Genomic DNA, 15,691 nt, shown 5'->3' on the forward strand with positions numbered 1-15,691 from the left:
GACCTTGGCGCGAAAGATTTCCGGACGAAACGCCGGCACCAGACGCGCCGCAAGCGACGAGGTCCGCGGCAAGGACGTCTATCGTCCGTCGCGCGACGAGATTTTGCGCTATATCGCGGAAAATCCCGACCGCAGCGGCAAGCGCGACATCGCCAAGGCCTTCGCGCTGAAGAACGACGATCGCATCTGGCTCAAGCACCTGCTGCGCGAGCTGCAGGACGAAGGCCTGCTCGAAAAGAGCCGCAAGCGGCTCCACCGGGTCGGCCAACTGGCGCATGTCGCCGTGCTCGACATCTTTGGCCGCGACGCCGAAGGCACGCTTCTGGCGCGTGCCTCCGAGCAGCCTGACGGTCCGATCGTCGCGATCAAGCTTTCGCGCGGTGGCAATGGGCCGACGCCCGGCGTCGGCGATCGAGTGCTAGCGAAGACCTTCCCCATCGAGGATCACCTCGACGACAACGAGCCGTCCTACACCGCGCGGGTAATGAAGATATTCGAAAAGCGCAGCGATACCGCGCTTGGCATCTTCCGCATCCTGAAAGACGGCACGTTCCGCATTGAACCGGTCGAGCGCCGCCAGCCCGAGCTTGTCGTCGACAAGGATTTCCACAACGGTGCCAAGGAAGGCGACCTCGTCGAAGTGGTCCCCGAGCGCGCCAACCGCTACGGCCTGCAACGCGCCAAGGTCGTCTCGGTTCTGGGGTCGCTCACCAATGAGAAGGCGGTTTCGATGATCGCCATCCATGCCCACGACATTCCGCATATCTTCCCCGCCGAAGTGCTAGCCGAAGCCGAAGCGATCAAGCCGGCACCGCTCGACGGCAAGCGCGAGGACTGGCGCGAACTGCCGCTGGTCACCATCGACCCGGCTGACGCCAAGGACCATGACGACGCGGTCTATGCCGAGCCGGATACGGACGAAAAGAACCCGGGCGGCTTCATCGTCACCGTCGCCATCGCCGACGTCGCGGCCTATGTCCGGCCAGGCACCGCACTCGACAACGAAGCCTTGAAGCGTGGCAATTCGGTCTATTTCCCCGACCGTGTCGTGCCCATGCTACCGGAGCGCATCTCTAACGATTTGTGTTCATTGCGCGAAGGCGTCGACCGTCCTGCACTTGCCGTGCGCATGACGTTTTCGGCCGAAGGCCAAAAGGTCAGGCACGCCTTCCATCGTATCATGATGCGGTCTTCGGCCCGCCTCGCCTACCCACAGGCGCAGGCTGCCATCGACGGCATGCCCGACGACAAGACCGGGCCCATCCTGGACACGATTCTCAAGCCGCTTTGGGCGGCATATGACGTGCTCAAGCGCGGGCGTGACAACCGCCAGCCGCTCGAACTCGACTTGCCGGAGCGCAAGATCCTGCTCAAGCCGGACGGCACGGTGGACCGCGTCATCGTTCCCGATCGCCTCGACGCCCACAAGCTGATCGAGGAGTTCATGATCCAGGCAAACGTCGCGGCGGCCGAGACGCTGGAGAACAAGAAGCAGAGGCTAGTCTACCGCATCCATGACGGTCCCTCGCTCGCCAAGCAGGAATCGCTGCGCGAGTTCCTCCAGACCATAGGACTGTCGCTGGCGCGCGGCGCTGCCATGCGGCCTAGCCAGTTCAACGGCATCCTTGAGCGCGTGCGCGGCGGCGACAACGAGCAACTCGTCAACGAGGTGGTGCTGCGCTCGCAGAGCCAGGCCGAATACAACCCCGACAATATTGGCCATTTCGGCCTCAACCTCCGCCGCTACGCGCATTTCACCTCGCCGATCCGCCGTTATGCCGACCTGATCGTGCATCGCGCTCTCATCGGCTCGCTTGGCCTGGGTGCCGGTGGGTTGACGGCTTCCGAGGAAGCACGGCTGGAAGAGATCGCCGGCCTGATTTCGCAGACCGAACGCCGCGCCATGGCCGCCGAGCGCGAGACTGTCGACCGGTTGGTCGCGGGCTTCCTGGCCGAACGCGTCGACGAGACGTTCGACGCCCGCATCTCAGGCGTGGTCAAGGCGGGACTATTTGTCCAATTGCCGCAATATGGCGCGGATGGTTTCATCCCCGTGTCATCGTTGGGTGACGATTATTACCACTTCGACGAAGCCGCCCGCGCCCTCTTCGGCGAGCGCACCGGCAAGGGCTATCAGCTTGCCGACCCCGTCGAGGTCAAGTTGGTCGAGATCGCCCCGCTGGCTGGTGCCATGCGCTTCGAAATGCTGACCGAACCGAAGCCCCTGCCCGGTTCGAAAAGGTCGTTCCACAAGACCAAGGGGCAAAGAACGCGTGCGCGTGCCTCCCAACCGCGGCGAGGACCGCGCGGCAGGAGATGACGATGGAAGAACAGGTATTCGGCGGCGACCACCAGCAGGTCGCCCGTGAGCCGCGCCAGGTGTGGCAGGCGATGAAGCGCGGCCTGTTCTGCAAATGCCCGAATTGCGGCCAGGGCAAGCTGTTTGCGTCCTTCGTCAAGACGGTCGACAGCTGCGAGGTCTGCCACGAAGAGATCTTCCACCACCGCGCCGACGATCTGCCCGCCTATCTCGTGGTGGTCATTGTCGGCCACATCGTCGTCGGCGCCTTCATGGGTGTTGAGGCGACGAGCACGCTTGCGACCTGGCAACACCTTGCCATCTGGGTTCCCTTGACGATTGTCTCCGCCCTTGCGCTGCTGCGCCCCATCAAGGGCGCGGTGGTTGGCATGCAGTGGGCGCTGTACATGCACGGCTTCGGCGGCGAAGACGACGCGATCGAGGCGCACCCCGAGGCCTGAACGAGCGCTGGCGCAATGCCTAAGGCCAAGCAAGCGCTTCCATCCACTCCGACATGCCGTTAGGACAACCGCGATGGATGGCATTAGCAAAGCAGAACTCGACAGGCTCGAAGCCAGGGAGATGGCAAAAAGCGCTGCTCCCTTGCGCCCGCGCGACGCGGCAACGCTGATCCTGCTCGATCGCAAGGGTGATGACGTGCTGGTGCTGATGGGCCGGCGTCACATGAAGCATGCCTTCATGCCTGGCAAATTCGTCTTTCCAGGTGGCCGCACCGATCCTGCCGACAGCCGCATTGCGGTCGCCGACGAACTGCATCCCGAAGAAGCCGCGAAGCTACGCGCCGGCACTGGCCGCGTCAGCGTCGCTCGGGCCCGGGCGATAGCGCTTTCGGCGATTCGCGAGACCTATGAGGAAGCTGGCCTGTTGATCGGCCAGCGCGCTGCGTTTTCGACCACCAAGGCCGATTGGCAGGGTTTTGCCGAACATGGCGTAGCCCCCGCATTGGCCTCCCTGCGCTTCATTGCGCGTGCGGTAACCCCACCGGGACGTGTTCGCCGCTTCGACACGCGCTTCTTGTCGGCCTGGCGCAGCGACGTTGCCGTCGAGTTGCCAGACGGGGGACCGACCAACGAACTCGAAGAACTGGTCTGGCTGCCGCTGGACGATGCCATGCGGGCCGACATCCCGGCAATCACACAGTCGGTGCTCGGCGATCTCCGGCTGAGGCTTTCGGCTGATCCTGAGCTTAAGCCAGGCGGCGAAGTGCCGTTCTACCGCATGTTCAACCAACGCTTCCGCCGCGACATCCTCTAGGCTTTGCATGACCGAGACCATTCAGCAGGCTGAAGGCATGGAGCGTGTGCATTGGCGCTCGATTGCGGCAGCCGTAGCTTCGATCAGCGTCGTCGGCGTCGCAATCGGACTGGGCATACCGCTGCTCAGCGTGATCCTCGAATCGCGCGGCTACTCATCTTGGATGATAGGGCTCAACACAGCGATCGCCGGCATTGCCTCGATTGCCGCGGCACCGCTCGCAACGCCCATCGCCATGCGTTTTGGCGTCGTGTGGACGATGCTGGCGATGATTCTCTTCGGCGCGGTGGCCTTTGTCGGCTTCTATTTCGCGCAATCCTTCTGGATGTGGTTTCCCTTGCGTGCCGTGTTGCATTTCGCGCTGACGGTGCTGTTCATCCTGTCTGAATTCTGGATCAGCACCTGTGCTCCGCCGCATCGGCGCGGCCTGGTGCTCGGTATCTACGCCACCGTGCTGTCGCTCGGTTTCGCCGCGGGCCCATGGCTGTTCTCGCAGATTGGCAGCACCGGCTTCCTGCCGTTCGGGCTGACCTTCGGCTTTGTCATGATTGCTGCGATCCCCGTGCTTCTGGCGCGCAGCGAAAGCCCCAATATCGTCTCCGAGGGCGGCAAAGGCGGCTTCTTCCGCTATATCTGGATCGTGCCGACCGCGACTGCTGCCGTTCTGGTCTTCGGTGCGGTCGAAACGGGCGGATTTGCGCTGTTTCCGATCTATGGCCAGCGCGTTGGCTATTCCGAAGCCGAAGCTGCGCTTTTGCTGACCATGATCGGCCTTGGCAACTTCATGTTGCAGATTCCCATCGGCATGCTCAGCGACCGCATCGGCGATCGCCGCATTTTGCTGTTGGTCTGCGCCCTCGTCGGGTTGGCCGGAACGCTGGCGATGCCGCTTCTGACAGCCAACTGGCACCTGATGGCTGGGATGCTGTTTGTCTGGGGCGGCGTTGTGGCCGCACTCTATACGGTCGGCCTCGCGCATCTGGGCGCCCAGCTATCGGGACGCGACCTCGCCTCGGCCAATGCTGCCTTCATCTTCTGCTACGGCTTCGGCATGATTCTGGGGCCGCAGGTAATCGGCATCTTCATGGACGTCTTCGGACCCAATGGATTCGGCTGGGCGCTGGCCGTGTTCTTTGGCGGCTATATCGCTATCGGGCTGGGCCGAATTGCCGCGAAATCGCGCCGATAACGCTCCAAGGCTTGACTTTCCGGGTGCGTTCTTTATGTGTCCCGCAGGTTTTCCGCGTCCGGGTTGTTTTCCCGTCCTGAAGCGGGCTTCAACTCTAGACGAATAACGGACGAGAATCATGGCCAAGGCTGCAAACATCAAGATCAAGCTTCTGTCGACCGCCGACACCGGTTTCTTCTACGTGACGAGCAAGAACAGCCGCACGAAGACGGAAAAGCTGTCGTTCCGCAAGTACGACCCAGTTGCCAAGAAGCACGTCGAATTCAAGGAAACCAAGATTAAGTAATCTGGTTGTCTATCGGAATTCCAAAACGCCGCCCATCGGGCGGCGTTTTTGCGTTGTGGGCCCTTGTTGACGCCAAAGGATCGAACTTAAAGCAACGGCCAGCATTCAGACTTTCACGATACATAAACGCTGGCATCACGCTCGCATGGCAATCAGCCGTGCGCACGCGTCTAAGGACCATGGGAAGCGGCCATTTTCTTGCCCTTTCTGAAACGCGAGGCGGTCGACTCGTGGAGGGGGCAATGTCTGGTCATTCCGAAAACGGCGTGGTACTGCCTGAAGGCAATCTGTTCGACACCTCAAAGCAGCAAGAGCAGATTCGCGAGGCGCTGGAAGCCAGTTTCCCCAACCTCAAATTCATTGTCACAACAGAACGGCAGCGTGGATTCGAGGCATTCCTGGTGATCCCGATTTTCGGTGGCGCGGGCCAAAGTCGTCATGCGACCATGATGCGTCGATCGCCAAAGTCGGCACCCAATTCGACCACGGATGCGTCCACCACCGACAAGATCGGCGGTACTTTCAACGTAACGCTTTGATCTCACGAAATAACAATAACCCAAGCCAACTCCGCCTATGGCGCCGCTTCTGCTTGGTTTTCTTCCGGTAAGGTAGCGACGCATTCAGCCCCTCAGGGAGCAGCTGCGGCCGCCGGTGCCTGTCCCTGCCGCAACCGCGCCAACAACTTTTCCAACTGGTCGGGATAATCAGGCATGAACGTCCAGTAGTGGGACCCGCCGGGCGCCTCGCCGGCGCCCAACCCACGTTCGTTTGCAGGCAGATGGTAGAGCAACGTGATCAGCACGTCGCTGCTCACCCATGGATCGTCGTACCAGAACGTATGCGAGCGGTTAGACAGGCCGGGAATGTTCTCCGGCCGAACCCGCAACAGCTCAAGACCGTATGATTTGGTTGCGTCCAGCAGCCAGCGCGACGCGTCGGGGTCAAGCTCCCGCATGTCGGGCCGGCCGGCTCGCGAGGCTCGGTTGAGCACCTGGGACAGGCGCAACGCACTATCGTTCAGATTGACAGCGACAGTTATCCGCTCGGCCTTGCCGGCATAGTCGCGCATGTCATCGACGAAACCGCGGAAATCGGCGTCGGGGGCCGCGTGATAGACTTCGCCAAGTCGCACGGATTGCTCCCCAGATTGTTGCGCATCGCGACCGACCATCGCAAGGGCGTCGCTGCCCACGGTGGCGCCTGCGCTGTAGGTGAACACCTCGACATTCCTGGCGTCGGTGTTTTGTGACAAAAGCTCGATCAGCTTTGCCAGATGCGGCGCCGCGCCAAAGGCGGTCACCATATCGCGCGAGTAGCGCAGGAAGTTCTCGGCCGTCGGCCAGACGAACAGCACCACCACTGAATTCCGCCCGGTGAAATGATGAAGCTGGGCCGCTTGCCCCGCCGCCCGTTCGACGGTCGTGTTGGCGCCGTGGACGTAAACGATGAGGTCCTTGTCGCGGCTGTTCTTGAGCGCCTCGTTGATCTGTTCGAACCACGCCTTCGCTTCGGGCGACAAGGGATCGCTGTCTTCGATCGTGGCTTGCTCGTTCATGTTTTCGAGATGCAGGAAAGGCCGCCGATCCTCGCTGGCGCCGGTGGACCACGCGTAAACCTTGTCCCAGGTCGTGCCTTCCTCCCCGATGCGCACTGTCGCCACACCTGTGTGCATGTCGCGGCCCGGCACGACGGCATAGAGGCGGCTGTCACGAGGACCGACCGGCAGCCGATTGGTGGCATAAAACAGTTCGATGCGGGGATCCGGCTTCAGAGAGGCATTGGCCGAGAAGGCATTCGGTTGGCCGTCCACAAACACAGCCGGTGCAGGCATCAGCCGCATGGGTGGTTGGTAGAAGGACATGGCAACCGTAGCCGCCGCGGCAATCAAGGCAAAAATGCCGACATAACGAAGCATGATTTCTCCCTGGGCCCTCTACGGCAAGGGTCCGTACAGACGTGTCAAAGTGGGCGCCATGCTGGGGACAGCAACGCCAGCAGGTTCAGTTTCCGAAAACCCGGAGCAGCAATTCACGAAGCGTCAGGTCGTGATCGAACCGTCCGTGGCGGAGGAAGTTCAACGTCTGCGCGATCACTAGCGGATTGTTCATCATGAAGGTGTGCGTGGTCGGCAGGACAATGTGGTCTTTCATACCTTCGAGCTTCGTGCTTTCGACCGAAACCTTGCCGTCATTCGGCCCCTTGAACATGCCTGAAAGGATCGGATTGACCGAGCGGTCGCCAGCGATGATGCCGAGCTCGTAGTCGGCAGCACCGAGTTGGCTGGGAAGACTGTTCGGTCCGGTGCCGAGCTGGACCCCGGCCGGACCATTGACCATTTCGAAGAGCCTGAGGCTGCCGAACGTATCCACCACTTCAGAACCGTGGTTGGGCGGCCCGAGCATGACAACGCGGCCAAGATTTTCGGGACGGTTGTGCATCAGCCAGGCTCGCACCAGTATGCCGCCCATGGAGTGGGTCACGAAGTGGATTTTGCTCGCCTTGCCGCATTTGGCTACCGACGTGTCAACATAAGCGATCAGCTTGTCGATCGGGGCCTCGGTCGAAGGGTAGGTGTCGTTGACGACGGCATAGCCGAACGTGCCCAGGGTTTCTTCCATTAGCAGAAACGACGTGTCGCTGCGCGACAAGCCATGCAGCATCACGACGCATTCCTGCGCGAAGGCGGCTGGTGAAAACAGCAGAAACAGGAGTGTCGCTAAAAGACGCATGGACGCAGCTAATCCGAATCCTGCGAATCTCTCAAGCAGGTGAGGCCAAGGCATGAAAATGATTTGATTGAGAGATAAGGGGGCCGGTCGGCGTCTGGCAGCGGTACGAGGAGGCCACTATGTGCCAGTGCCGGCCGGCCGACCCCACGGACCCAGGAGATGCGGCGGACCTGAGCATCATGGGGTATCAATTGGGCTTTCCGGCCTGCGCTCCTCGTGCCGACGCCCGTCCTTGTTCATTCCACAGTCGCGCAAGACTTCTTGGAAATCAACACTTTCTTAACCACGGCTCCCCAGTCATTTGGGTTAAGGTAAACAATTCAGCTTAACATAATTGACTCGGCACACGACTCACATTCAGGCCGCACGCGCGACCACGCGGTTGCGACCACGCGTTTTGGCATCGTAGAGAGCGAGGTCGGCGCGCTTCATCAGCCCGGCTACGCTATCGCCTTCCGGCCAAAGCGATGACACGCCGACACTGACAGTGACCGACACGCCCATCTCGGCGCCGCCTATTGCAAATGGTGTCTTTGCGACTTCCGCGCGAATGCGCTCGGCAACCATTTCGGCCAGCGCTCCCTCGGTGTCCGGCATCACGATGACGAACTCCTCACCGCCAAAACGACAAGCCAAGTCAATACCTCGTACGCTCTTCTTCAAGCGTCGTGCGAACTCGCGCAACACCTCGTCGCCGCCGTCATGACCAAAGGTATCGTTGATCCGCTTGAAGCGGTCGAGATCGGTGATCATGAGGGAAAGCGGCCTGCGCCGTGCCATCGCCCGCTCGACAAGGCGCGGCAGATGGCTGTCGAGGTAACGGCGGTTATGCAGCCCCGTCAGGCCATCCGTCACGGCCATTTCGATCGTCTGGCTGACGCTTTTCCTCAGCTCGTCGTTGTAACGTTTGCGGCGCACCTGGGTGCGCAACCGTGCAATCAGCTCCTGCCGGTCGAGCGGGCGCACAAGATAATCGTTGATGCCGAGTTCGAGGCCACGAATGATGAGCTCGTCTTCGCCTTTGTTGACCAAGAGCACAATCGGCAGCGAACGAGTGCGATCAAGGGACCTGAGCTGCGAGCACAACCGCAGTGGATCGAACTCCGCAAACCCGGACGACACAATCACGCATTCATAGATGCCTTCGGCGGCGTTGAAGAGCCCTGATTGCGGGTCGGCGGCGATGTATGCCTCGGCAGCGCCATCCAGCAGCGCGCAGACGTGAGCAGCCGACGACGTCATCTCGTCGATCAGCAGCACCTTCGGCAAGGCTCCTTGCAGGAGGTCCGAGCCGGACGAGAGCTGATCCATGCCGATATTGTGGGTGGTTGAGGAGCGCAGCCGCAACTCGTCTGTCAGTACTTTGAGGCGAACCAGGCTCTTCACCCGCGTGATCAGCTGCAGGTCGTTGACTGGCTTGGTCAGGAAATCATCGGCACCGACATCGAGGCCGCGCACGCGGTCGGTGACATGGTCCAGCGCTGTCACCATGACCACTGGAATGTGCGCTGTTGCCGGATCGGCCTTCAGACGGCGACAAACTTCAAAACCGTCCATGCCGGGCATCATCACGTCGAGCAACACGACATCGACCTTGCCGTCTTCGCAAGCGGCAAGGGCATCGGGTCCGTTGAAAGCGGTCAGTACCTCGAAATATTCGGCCAACAGCCGGACTTCGAGCAGCTTTACGTTGGCCGGTATGTCATCGACGACAAGTATGCGCGCGGTCATGCTAGTACCTCGAGCGGGCCGGCGGGCGCATCAGGCATCGCCGAGATAGGATTTGATCGTTTCGATAAAGCGCGGCACCGAGATCGGCTTGGAAATGTAGGCTTCGCAGCCGCCCTGCCTGATCCGCTCCTCATCGCCTTTCATGGCAAAAGCGGTGACGGCGATGACCGGGATCATGTGGAGGTCATCGTCTTCCTTCAGCCATTTGGTGACTTCCAGGCCTGAAACCTCAGGCAACTGGATGTCCATCAAGATGAGGTCTGGCCGGTGCGTGCGGGCAAGCTCCAACGCCTCCAAACCGTTGCGCGTACGCACGGTCTCATAGCCGCTTGCCTCGATGAGGTCGCGAAAGAGCTTCATATTGAGCTCATTGTCCTCGACGATCATCACTTTCTTAGCCATCGCGTTCCGCCTCGATTGCACACCACGTCTCGGCGGCAATCATCATGCGCGCAGGACGCGCACACCAACCCCGAATCCGACGCTAACTCAAGAACATTACGAAACGTAAAACGCCTCTGCCAAATCACGGATCGTTGCGCGCCTGCTTTACCAGTTGCCGCGAGCCCCACTTGCCGCTACTTCCGGAACCCGTCGAACAAGCGGAATTCTGATGCAGAAGAACCAGCAATCGCACGAGAACGCACAGGCCTTGGCCATTCAGGCCCTGGCATTTGTTGCTTCCGACCCTGAGCTTTTGCCGCGTTTCCTTGCCATCACCGGCATCGAAGCCCAGCACATCCGTCGCGCGGCGCAAGAACCTGGCTTCCTCGCCGGGGTACTGCAGTTCCTCCTCGCTCATGAACCAACGTTGCTGCGCTTCTCCCAGGAAACCGGCATTGCGCCCGGTGATGTCGGGATCGCGGCACGCGCGCTGCCGCTTGGCAACGACGATCACGAGCGTTCGGCATGAGCGAAGATCCTGAAACCGCGCGGCAGATTGCCGAGCTCGCCCGCGACACGCGACCGCTGCTGGTGCTCGACGTCGATGAGGTGCTGCTGGAGTTCATGGTTCCATTCATGCGCTTCCTCGACGCGCAGGGCCTGGTATTCCTGGCCAAATCCTTTCGATTGACGGGCAACATCGTCGAACAAAAGACCCAGATCCCGCTGGAACAAGCGGCCGTATCTGACCTGCTCGACGGCTTTTTCCACGCTCAACGTGAGTGGCAGACGCCAGCAATGGGGGCCGCCGACGCCGTTGCCGGCCTGGCGGGCAACGCCGAGATCGTCATGCTGACGGCGATGCCGCATCGCCATCGCGACATCAGGCGGATGCACCTCGATGCGCTTGGCTTCCCCTACCCGCTCTTGACCACTGAAGCGGCGAAGGGACCGGCACTCAGACAATTGAGGGGTGAGACCAGACGTCCCGTCGCCTTTGTCGACGACATTCCACACAACCTTGTTTCGGTGCGCGATGCAGTCGCCGACGCGCATCTGTTCAATCTGATGTCGTATCGCGAAATGCGACGGCTGTTGCCGCCCATGCCGGAAGGCATCGTCATTGCCAACGATTGGGCAGAAGCCGCGCCGAAGATCGCCGCGGCCCTCGGGCTCTAGTTTTCGCCCAGGTCACGCCACCAGTCGCGGCCCGAATCGAGCCTTTCGATGCCAGAGCTATCAAGTGCCGCAGCCCATTCGGTCGCCGGTTTGCCGACAAGCATCAGATCGGGCGCGATTTCGGCCAGCGGCACCATCACAAAGGCCCTGTCGAGCATGCGTGGGTGCGGAATCTCCAGTCCGACATCGCTGACATTACTATTGCCGAGCAACAGCACGTCGATATCAATGAGCCGCGGGCCCCAGCGCTCAACGCGCACGCGCTTGAGCCTGCGCTCCACCTCCAGGCAAAGCTCCAGCAGTTCCAGCGGCGCCAGCGAAGTCGCGACTTCGGCGGTGACGTTCAGGAAATCGGGCTGATCGACCTTGCCCCAGGGCGGCGTGCGATGAAGCGATGAAACGGTAACAACACGCGTACTGCCGCTGGCGTCGAGCAGGTGCAGTGCCGCAGCCATCGACTTCGCCGGATCACCGAGATTGCCGCCTAGGCTGAGAAAGCCGCGTTCCTCAGCGTGGCCAGACAACGGTCACCTCTACGTAGTCCAGAACGCCGGGCACCGGCGCATTCGGCTTGCGAACCGTGATTTCAGCGCGCTTGATCTGCGGAAAACGAGCAGCAAGCGCCCTGCCGCATTCCTGCGCCAGCGCTTCGATCAGGAAACGGCGCTGGCCAGTGATGATCTTTTCGATGACCTGGAATGCAACGCCATAGTCGACGGTGCTCTGCATTGAGTCGTCTTCCAGCGGACGGTCCGGATCGACAGTCAGCTCGGCATCGACGTAAAAACGCTGGCCGAGCCTCTCTTCTTCGTCGAGGACGCCGTGCCGGGCAAAGAAGGCGCAGTTTTTCATACGGATAAGGTACATCTGGGTCAGCGTCCCGGCAGGTTGGTCTGGCGCGACAGCATAGCATCTGCGAATGCCAGCGCGTCCAAGTTGATTGCGACATTGTGGACGCGAAATATATGCGCGCCCTGCATGCGGAGTATGACGCTCGTCGCCGCCGTGCCGGCATCGCGCTCTGGCGCGTCACGTCCGGTGACATGGCCGACAAAGCGCTTGCGCGACGTGCCGGCGAGCAGCGGGTAGCCGAGTTGCGAAAGCTCGGAAAAGCGCGCCATCAGGTCGAGGTTTTCATCCGGGTCCTTGGCAAAGCCGAAACCCGGATCGAGCATGATCTGCGCCTTGCCCACGCCAGCTTCGGCGGCGATCTCAAGTGAACGGCGAAGGAAAAGGTACTGGTCGTCGATCACGTCGGGCAGTTTATCGCGATCGCGACCGGTGTGCATGATCACCAGTCCTGCCCCGGTATCGGCGGCAACCTTGGCGATGCCGGGCTCTCGTTGCAAACCCCAGACGTCGTTGACGATGTGCGCGCCGGCGCTGACGGCAAGCCGTGCGGTCTCCTCGCGATAGGTATCGACCGAAATCAACGCGTCGCCAGACTTGGCAAGTTCCGCGATGACCGGCAGCACGCGATCCTGCTCTTCGGCGGCGGAAACCGTGGCAGCGCCTGGTCGCGTCGATTCACCGCCGACATCGACGATCACGGCACCTTCCGCGATCATGCGCCAGGCCTGTTCAATCGCCCTAGCGGGAGCGTTGAAGGCGCCACCATCGGAAAAGCTGTCAGGTGTGACGTTGAGGATGCCCATGATAAGCGCCCTGTCGCCGAGGTCGATATGGCGCCCATGCGCCAATTGCCATCGTTTTTCGGTCATGCCGTCGCCACAAAAGAATTCCAGAGGACAGACCACGTCACGAAATATCAACGCTTGCAGCTTCAACTCGCTGCACGGTCACTTTCTGCGGCACAAGACATTTCCCTGCGCCGCCAACGCCCCTAACGCAAGGTAGGCCAAGAGGCAACACAATGAAGCATCTCTTCCTCGCCGCCTTGCTTGCTGGGGGCATATGCCTGCCCGCCCAGGCAGCTACAGTTTCGAAATCCTACAGCTATTTCACCATCACCGGCAAAACGCTCGATGAGATCGAACATCAGCTGATGACACGCGGCCCCGAGGTCAAAAGTACCGGCGGCCGCCATCCTGGGGCGACGCAAATGGAGTTCACCACCCGCATCGGCTACGCCGAGGTCAAAGGTGGCTGCGCCATCGTCTCCGCCCAGGTCGCCGTCAAGGCCAAGGTGATCCTGCCGCGCTGGCGCCAGAGCGGCAAGACGCCCCAAGACGTCAAGCTGATCTGGAACACGCTTTCGGCCGACATCAAACGGCACGAGGAAAGCCACGTGGTGATTGCCAAAAACCACGCGCGTGAGCTCGAGCAGGCGTTGAAAGCGATCGGCAAGCAGAAGTCGTGCGAAGTCGCGGCGACCAAGGCCAAGGCGACAAGCAACCGTATTCTTACCGCCCATGACCGGGCGCAAGAAGAGTTCGACCGAATCGAGGGCATCAATTTCGAGAGCCGCATCATCAGGCTGCTGCGATACCGCATGGAACGGATCGACGCCGGCAAGATCAGAAGCTGACCGCTGCTCTTGCTACCGACTCTGCTGCATTACGTTCACAGAACGCCGTAATATCCTGACTCGTAAAAGCCGCACGAACCAAATTGTTCGCGAAGCTAAGACCGATTTCGATTTCGGGCCTTGCGCTAGTCTGGAACGCCAAGCTTCTTGTGCAAGCTGGTCGACGATGTGGTGTATTGGAAAACGATGCGTTCCTTGGGGCTGATGATGTGTTTGGCCGCCTGAGCCATCAAAGCAGCCTCGTGAAAACCCGACAGGATCAGCTTCAGCTTGCCGGGATACCAGTTGATGTCGCCGATGGCGAAGATGCCCGGAACCGAGGTCTCGAATTTTTCCGTGTCGACGGGAATCTGGTTTTCGTGAAGGTCGAGGCCCCATTCTGCGACCGGCCCAAGCTTCATCGTCAGCCCGAAGAACGGCAACAGGCGCGTGCACGCAATCTCGACATCGCCTTCCGCACCTTTGACCGTAACCGAGCGCAGCACGCCGTTCTCGCCTGAAAGCGCCGACACTTGCCCGATCACCAGGTCAATGGCGCCGGCGTCGCGAACTGCATGCATCTTCTTGACGCTGTCGGGGGCTGCGCGAAACTCCGGCCTGCGGTGAACAAGCGTTACACGCCGCGCGATGGGCTGCAGGTTGAGGGTCCAATCCAGGGCGGAATCCCCGCCACCGACTACAACCACGTCATGGCCGCGCAATTCTTCCATGCGTCGAACCGCGTAGAGAACACTTGATCTCTCGAAGGCCTCAATGCCAGGAATCGGTGGCCGCTTGGGTTGAAATGAACCGCCGCCGGCCGCGATCACCACGACCTTGGCATCAAAAATCTCGCCCTCATCGGCGGTAACACGGAAACTGCCGTCTTCCAGTCGCTCAAGCGCGGTCACCATGCGGTTGAAAGTGAACTCCGGCTTGAACGGTGCGATCTGCAGCAGGAGCTTGTCGACCAGTTCCTGCGCGCCGATCGAAGGATAGCCTGGGATATCGTAGATCGGCTTTTCCGGATAAAGTTCGGCGCATTGCCCGCCGGGCCTGTCCAGAATGTCGATCAGATGGCAGCGCATGTCGAACAGGCCAAGCTCGAACACTGCAAACAGCCCGATCGGGCCGGCACCGATGATCAGGACGTCAGTTTTGGTGATGTCGCTCAAAGCCGCCTCGCCGCTCACGCATGCATATAAAGAATGTGCATGACATGTTGCGCCATGCCAAGCGCGGGGCAGATGGAAAGGCTTAGCCCTGGCGCTCCGGAACGGCGACGATCAAGCCGTCGAGTTCATCCCTCACCTTGATCTGACAGGACAGACGCGAATTCGGACGCACTTCATAAGCGAAGTCGAGCATGTCTTCTTCCATTGCCTCCGGTTCGCCGACGACCGCGGTCCACGCTTCATCGACATAGACATGGCAGGTGGCGCAAGCACAGGCGCCGCCGCATTCGGCCTCGATGCCCGGCACCGCATTGCGAATGGCATTCTCCATCACGGTCGAGCCATTTTCGGCCTCGACTTCGAAACGCGTACCGTCATGGGCGATGTAGGTCAGCTTGGTCATGCTCATTCCTAAGAAAAGTCACCCGGCAGATAATCACTCCACCGTGCAAGTCAACTGCCGCGCGAAAGCGCCGCCGGATGTCGGGTTTGCGATCTAGCGGTTGATTGCTGCGATGAAGTCCCTCACTTCATCGATCAGACGGGCAAGCCGCCTGATCAACCCGGCATCGTCGGGATGCGTCTCGATCTTGCCAACGCAATCCGCTATAGGGAATGCGCCAACCCCGCGTGCCGCCCCTTTGAGAGCATGGCAGAGCCTCAGGCGCTCTGCGACGTCGGCCGAAACGATCGCTTCACGAACGGCAAGGGCCTGGTGAACAAAGAGGTCGAGCACCTCGCGCTCGACATCGCGGTCGCCGATGGTCTGGCGAGAGAGGTGTTCTAGGTCGATTGGACGGGCATGCGCCGCAGCCGAGGATTCGCCGCCCGGCATACCAAATGCCACGGAACCGATTTCGCGCGTTACCATTCAACCCCTACCTTACCACTCGCCCTTGGGTTGGTAACGTATGGCGACCATGTGGATAACCCGTTAACCCGACAAAGCCCGGAACCCTGCGGAACCGGGGCCA

19 protein-coding genes are annotated in these 15,691 nt (G+C 60.9%); 9 read left to right on the forward strand and 10 right to left on the reverse strand.

Going from position 1 to position 15,691, the window contains the following annotated elements; translation table 11 throughout:
• The first annotated feature begins 4 nt into the window (after window positions 1-4).
• The 6 genes from rnr to C8K44_RS12510 all read left to right on the forward strand — a co-directional run bounded on the left by rnr (window position 5) and on the right by C8K44_RS12510 (window position 5,588).
• Complete coding sequence (gene rnr / locus C8K44_RS12485) at window positions 5-2,320, forward strand: ribonuclease R (protein WP_109576115.1); 2,316 nt, start codon at window positions 5-7, stop codon at window positions 2,318-2,320.
• Between the two features lie 2 nt (window positions 2,321-2,322).
• Window positions 2,323-2,760, forward strand: a complete 438-nt coding sequence (locus tag C8K44_RS12490) for a DUF983 domain-containing protein (protein WP_109576116.1) — start codon at window positions 2,323-2,325, stop codon at window positions 2,758-2,760.
• 73 nt (window positions 2,761-2,833) lie between these two features.
• Window positions 2,834-3,574: an NUDIX hydrolase gene (locus tag C8K44_RS12495; RefSeq protein ID WP_109576117.1), complete on the forward strand. Its 741-nt coding sequence runs from the start codon at window positions 2,834-2,836 to the stop codon at window positions 3,572-3,574.
• 7 nt (window positions 3,575-3,581) lie between these two features.
• Complete coding sequence (locus C8K44_RS12500) at window positions 3,582-4,763, forward strand: MFS transporter (RefSeq protein WP_109576118.1); 1,182 nt, start codon at window positions 3,582-3,584, stop codon at window positions 4,761-4,763.
• 118 nt (window positions 4,764-4,881) lie between these two features.
• Window positions 4,882-5,049, forward strand: coding sequence for a 50S ribosomal protein L33 (rpmG, locus tag C8K44_RS12505; protein WP_019173400.1), 168 nt, complete (start codon window positions 4,882-4,884; stop codon window positions 5,047-5,049).
• 242 nt (window positions 5,050-5,291) lie between these two features.
• The gene (locus C8K44_RS12510) at window positions 5,292-5,588 is read left to right on the forward strand and encodes a hypothetical protein (RefSeq protein WP_146203938.1); all 297 of its coding nucleotides are present in this window, start codon (window positions 5,292-5,294) and stop codon (window positions 5,586-5,588) included.
• 92 nt (window positions 5,589-5,680) lie between these two features.
• On the opposite strand, the gene C8K44_RS12515 is transcribed toward C8K44_RS12510, so the two are convergent.
• From C8K44_RS12515 to C8K44_RS12535, 4 genes are all read right to left on the reverse strand, one after another.
• The gene (locus C8K44_RS12515) at window positions 5,681-6,967 is read right to left on the reverse strand and encodes an alpha/beta hydrolase (protein WP_109576120.1); all 1,287 of its coding nucleotides are present in this window, start codon (window positions 6,965-6,967) and stop codon (window positions 5,681-5,683) included.
• Window positions 6,968-7,052: 85 nt separating this feature from the next.
• On the reverse strand, window positions 7,053-7,781 hold the full coding sequence (locus tag C8K44_RS12520) for an acetyltransferase (RefSeq protein ID WP_109576121.1): 729 nt from the start codon (window positions 7,779-7,781) through the stop codon (window positions 7,053-7,055).
• Between the two features lie 357 nt (window positions 7,782-8,138).
• On the reverse strand, window positions 8,139-9,512 hold the full coding sequence (locus C8K44_RS12530; RefSeq protein WP_109576122.1) for a PleD family two-component system response regulator: 1,374 nt from the start codon (window positions 9,510-9,512) through the stop codon (window positions 8,139-8,141).
• Between the two features lie 30 nt (window positions 9,513-9,542).
• Window positions 9,543-9,899, reverse strand: a complete 357-nt coding sequence (locus C8K44_RS12535) for a response regulator (protein WP_348626331.1) — start codon at window positions 9,897-9,899, stop codon at window positions 9,543-9,545.
• A gap of 226 nt (window positions 9,900-10,125) precedes the next feature.
• Between C8K44_RS12535 and C8K44_RS12540 the strand changes: the two genes are divergently transcribed.
• Window positions 10,126-10,425, forward strand: coding sequence for a DUF3572 domain-containing protein (locus C8K44_RS12540; RefSeq protein ID WP_109576124.1), 300 nt, complete (start codon window positions 10,126-10,128; stop codon window positions 10,423-10,425).
• Complete coding sequence (locus tag C8K44_RS12545) at window positions 10,422-11,075, forward strand: hypothetical protein (protein ID WP_109576125.1); 654 nt, start codon at window positions 10,422-10,424, stop codon at window positions 11,073-11,075. Before C8K44_RS12540 ends, C8K44_RS12545 begins: the two co-directional genes overlap by 4 nt.
• Here C8K44_RS12545 and folK read toward each other — a convergent pair.
• The 3 genes from folK to folP are packed head-to-tail and all read right to left on the reverse strand — an operon-like array spanning window position 11,072 to window position 12,796.
• The gene (gene folK, locus C8K44_RS12550) at window positions 11,072-11,599 is read right to left on the reverse strand and encodes a 2-amino-4-hydroxy-6-hydroxymethyldihydropteridine diphosphokinase (protein WP_109576126.1); all 528 of its coding nucleotides are present in this window, start codon (window positions 11,597-11,599) and stop codon (window positions 11,072-11,074) included. The two genes, C8K44_RS12545 and folK, sit on opposite strands and share 4 nt — an antisense overlap.
• Window positions 11,583-11,942: a dihydroneopterin aldolase gene (gene folB / locus C8K44_RS12555; RefSeq protein ID WP_109576127.1), complete on the reverse strand. Its 360-nt coding sequence runs from the start codon at window positions 11,940-11,942 to the stop codon at window positions 11,583-11,585. Before folB ends, folK begins: the two co-directional genes overlap by 17 nt.
• Window positions 11,943-11,947: 5 nt before the next feature.
• Complete coding sequence (gene folP / locus C8K44_RS12560; protein WP_109576128.1) at window positions 11,948-12,796, reverse strand: dihydropteroate synthase; 849 nt, start codon at window positions 12,794-12,796, stop codon at window positions 11,948-11,950.
• Window positions 12,797-12,948: 152 nt separating this feature from the next.
• Here folP and C8K44_RS12565 point away from each other — a divergent pair, with 152 nt between their 5' ends.
• Entirely contained in the window at window positions 12,949-13,563 is a 615-nt protein-coding gene (locus C8K44_RS12565) for a DUF922 domain-containing protein (RefSeq protein WP_109576129.1), read from the forward strand.
• Window positions 13,564-13,688: 125 nt separating this feature from the next.
• Here C8K44_RS12565 and C8K44_RS12570 read toward each other — a convergent pair whose 3' ends face one another.
• From C8K44_RS12570 to C8K44_RS12580, 3 genes are all read right to left on the reverse strand, one after another.
• Window positions 13,689-14,717, reverse strand: coding sequence for an NAD(P)/FAD-dependent oxidoreductase (locus C8K44_RS12570; RefSeq protein WP_109576230.1), 1,029 nt, complete (start codon window positions 14,715-14,717; stop codon window positions 13,689-13,691).
• Window positions 14,718-14,799: 82 nt separating this feature from the next.
• Window positions 14,800-15,120, reverse strand: a complete 321-nt coding sequence (locus C8K44_RS12575) for a 2Fe-2S iron-sulfur cluster-binding protein (protein WP_109576231.1) — start codon at window positions 15,118-15,120, stop codon at window positions 14,800-14,802.
• Window positions 15,121-15,213: 93 nt separating this feature from the next.
• Window positions 15,214-15,588 carry an Hpt domain-containing protein gene (locus C8K44_RS12580; RefSeq protein ID WP_109576130.1) on the reverse strand — a complete coding sequence of 125 codons (375 nt, stop codon included), beginning with the start codon at window positions 15,586-15,588 and terminating at the stop codon, window positions 15,214-15,216.
• Window positions 15,589-15,691: the final 103 nt, after the last annotated feature.

Source organism: Aminobacter sp. AP02 (assembly GCF_003148805.1).
Taxonomy (GTDB): domain Bacteria; phylum Pseudomonadota; class Alphaproteobacteria; order Rhizobiales; family Rhizobiaceae; genus Aminobacter.

What these genes read in the sequence shown, in the direction of transcription:
- C8K44_RS12490 (WP_109576116.1), top strand. Translation starts at nt 2,323, where the DNA reads ATGGAAGAACAGGTATTCGGCGGCGACCACCAGCAGGTCGCCCGTGAG.
- C8K44_RS12495 (WP_109576117.1), top strand. Translation starts at nt 2,834, where the DNA reads ATGGATGGCATTAGCAAAGCAGAACTCGACAGGCTCGAAGCCAGGGAG.
- C8K44_RS12500 (WP_109576118.1), top strand. Translation starts at nt 3,582, where the DNA reads ATGACCGAGACCATTCAGCAGGCTGAAGGCATGGAGCGTGTGCATTGG.
- rpmG (WP_019173400.1), top strand. Translation starts at nt 4,882, where the DNA reads ATGGCCAAGGCTGCAAACATCAAGATCAAGCTTCTGTCGACCGCCGAC.
- C8K44_RS12510 (WP_146203938.1), top strand. Translation starts at nt 5,292, where the DNA reads ATGTCTGGTCATTCCGAAAACGGCGTGGTACTGCCTGAAGGCAATCTG.
- C8K44_RS12515 (WP_109576120.1), bottom strand. Translation starts at nt 6,967, where the DNA reads ATGCTTCGTTATGTCGGCATTTTTGCCTTGATTGCCGCGGCGGCTACG.
- C8K44_RS12520 (WP_109576121.1), bottom strand. Translation starts at nt 7,781, where the DNA reads ATGCGTCTTTTAGCGACACTCCTGTTTCTGCTGTTTTCACCAGCCGCC.
- C8K44_RS12530 (WP_109576122.1), bottom strand. Translation starts at nt 9,512, where the DNA reads ATGACCGCGCGCATACTTGTCGTCGATGACATACCGGCCAACGTAAAG.
- C8K44_RS12535 (WP_348626331.1), bottom strand. Translation starts at nt 9,899, where the DNA reads ATGATCGTCGAGGACAATGAGCTCAATATGAAGCTCTTTCGCGACCTC.
- C8K44_RS12540 (WP_109576124.1), top strand. Translation starts at nt 10,126, where the DNA reads ATGCAGAAGAACCAGCAATCGCACGAGAACGCACAGGCCTTGGCCATT.
- C8K44_RS12545 (WP_109576125.1), top strand. Translation starts at nt 10,422, where the DNA reads ATGAGCGAAGATCCTGAAACCGCGCGGCAGATTGCCGAGCTCGCCCGC.
- folB (WP_109576127.1), bottom strand. Translation starts at nt 11,942, where the DNA reads ATGTACCTTATCCGTATGAAAAACTGCGCCTTCTTTGCCCGGCACGGC.
- folP (WP_109576128.1), bottom strand. Translation starts at nt 12,796, where the DNA reads ATGACCGAAAAACGATGGCAATTGGCGCATGGGCGCCATATCGACCTC.
- C8K44_RS12565 (WP_109576129.1), top strand. Translation starts at nt 12,949, where the DNA reads ATGAAGCATCTCTTCCTCGCCGCCTTGCTTGCTGGGGGCATATGCCTG.
- C8K44_RS12575 (WP_109576231.1), bottom strand. Translation starts at nt 15,120, where the DNA reads ATGACCAAGCTGACCTACATCGCCCATGACGGTACGCGTTTCGAAGTC.
- C8K44_RS12580 (WP_109576130.1), bottom strand. Translation starts at nt 15,588, where the DNA reads ATGGTAACGCGCGAAATCGGTTCCGTGGCATTTGGTATGCCGGGCGGC.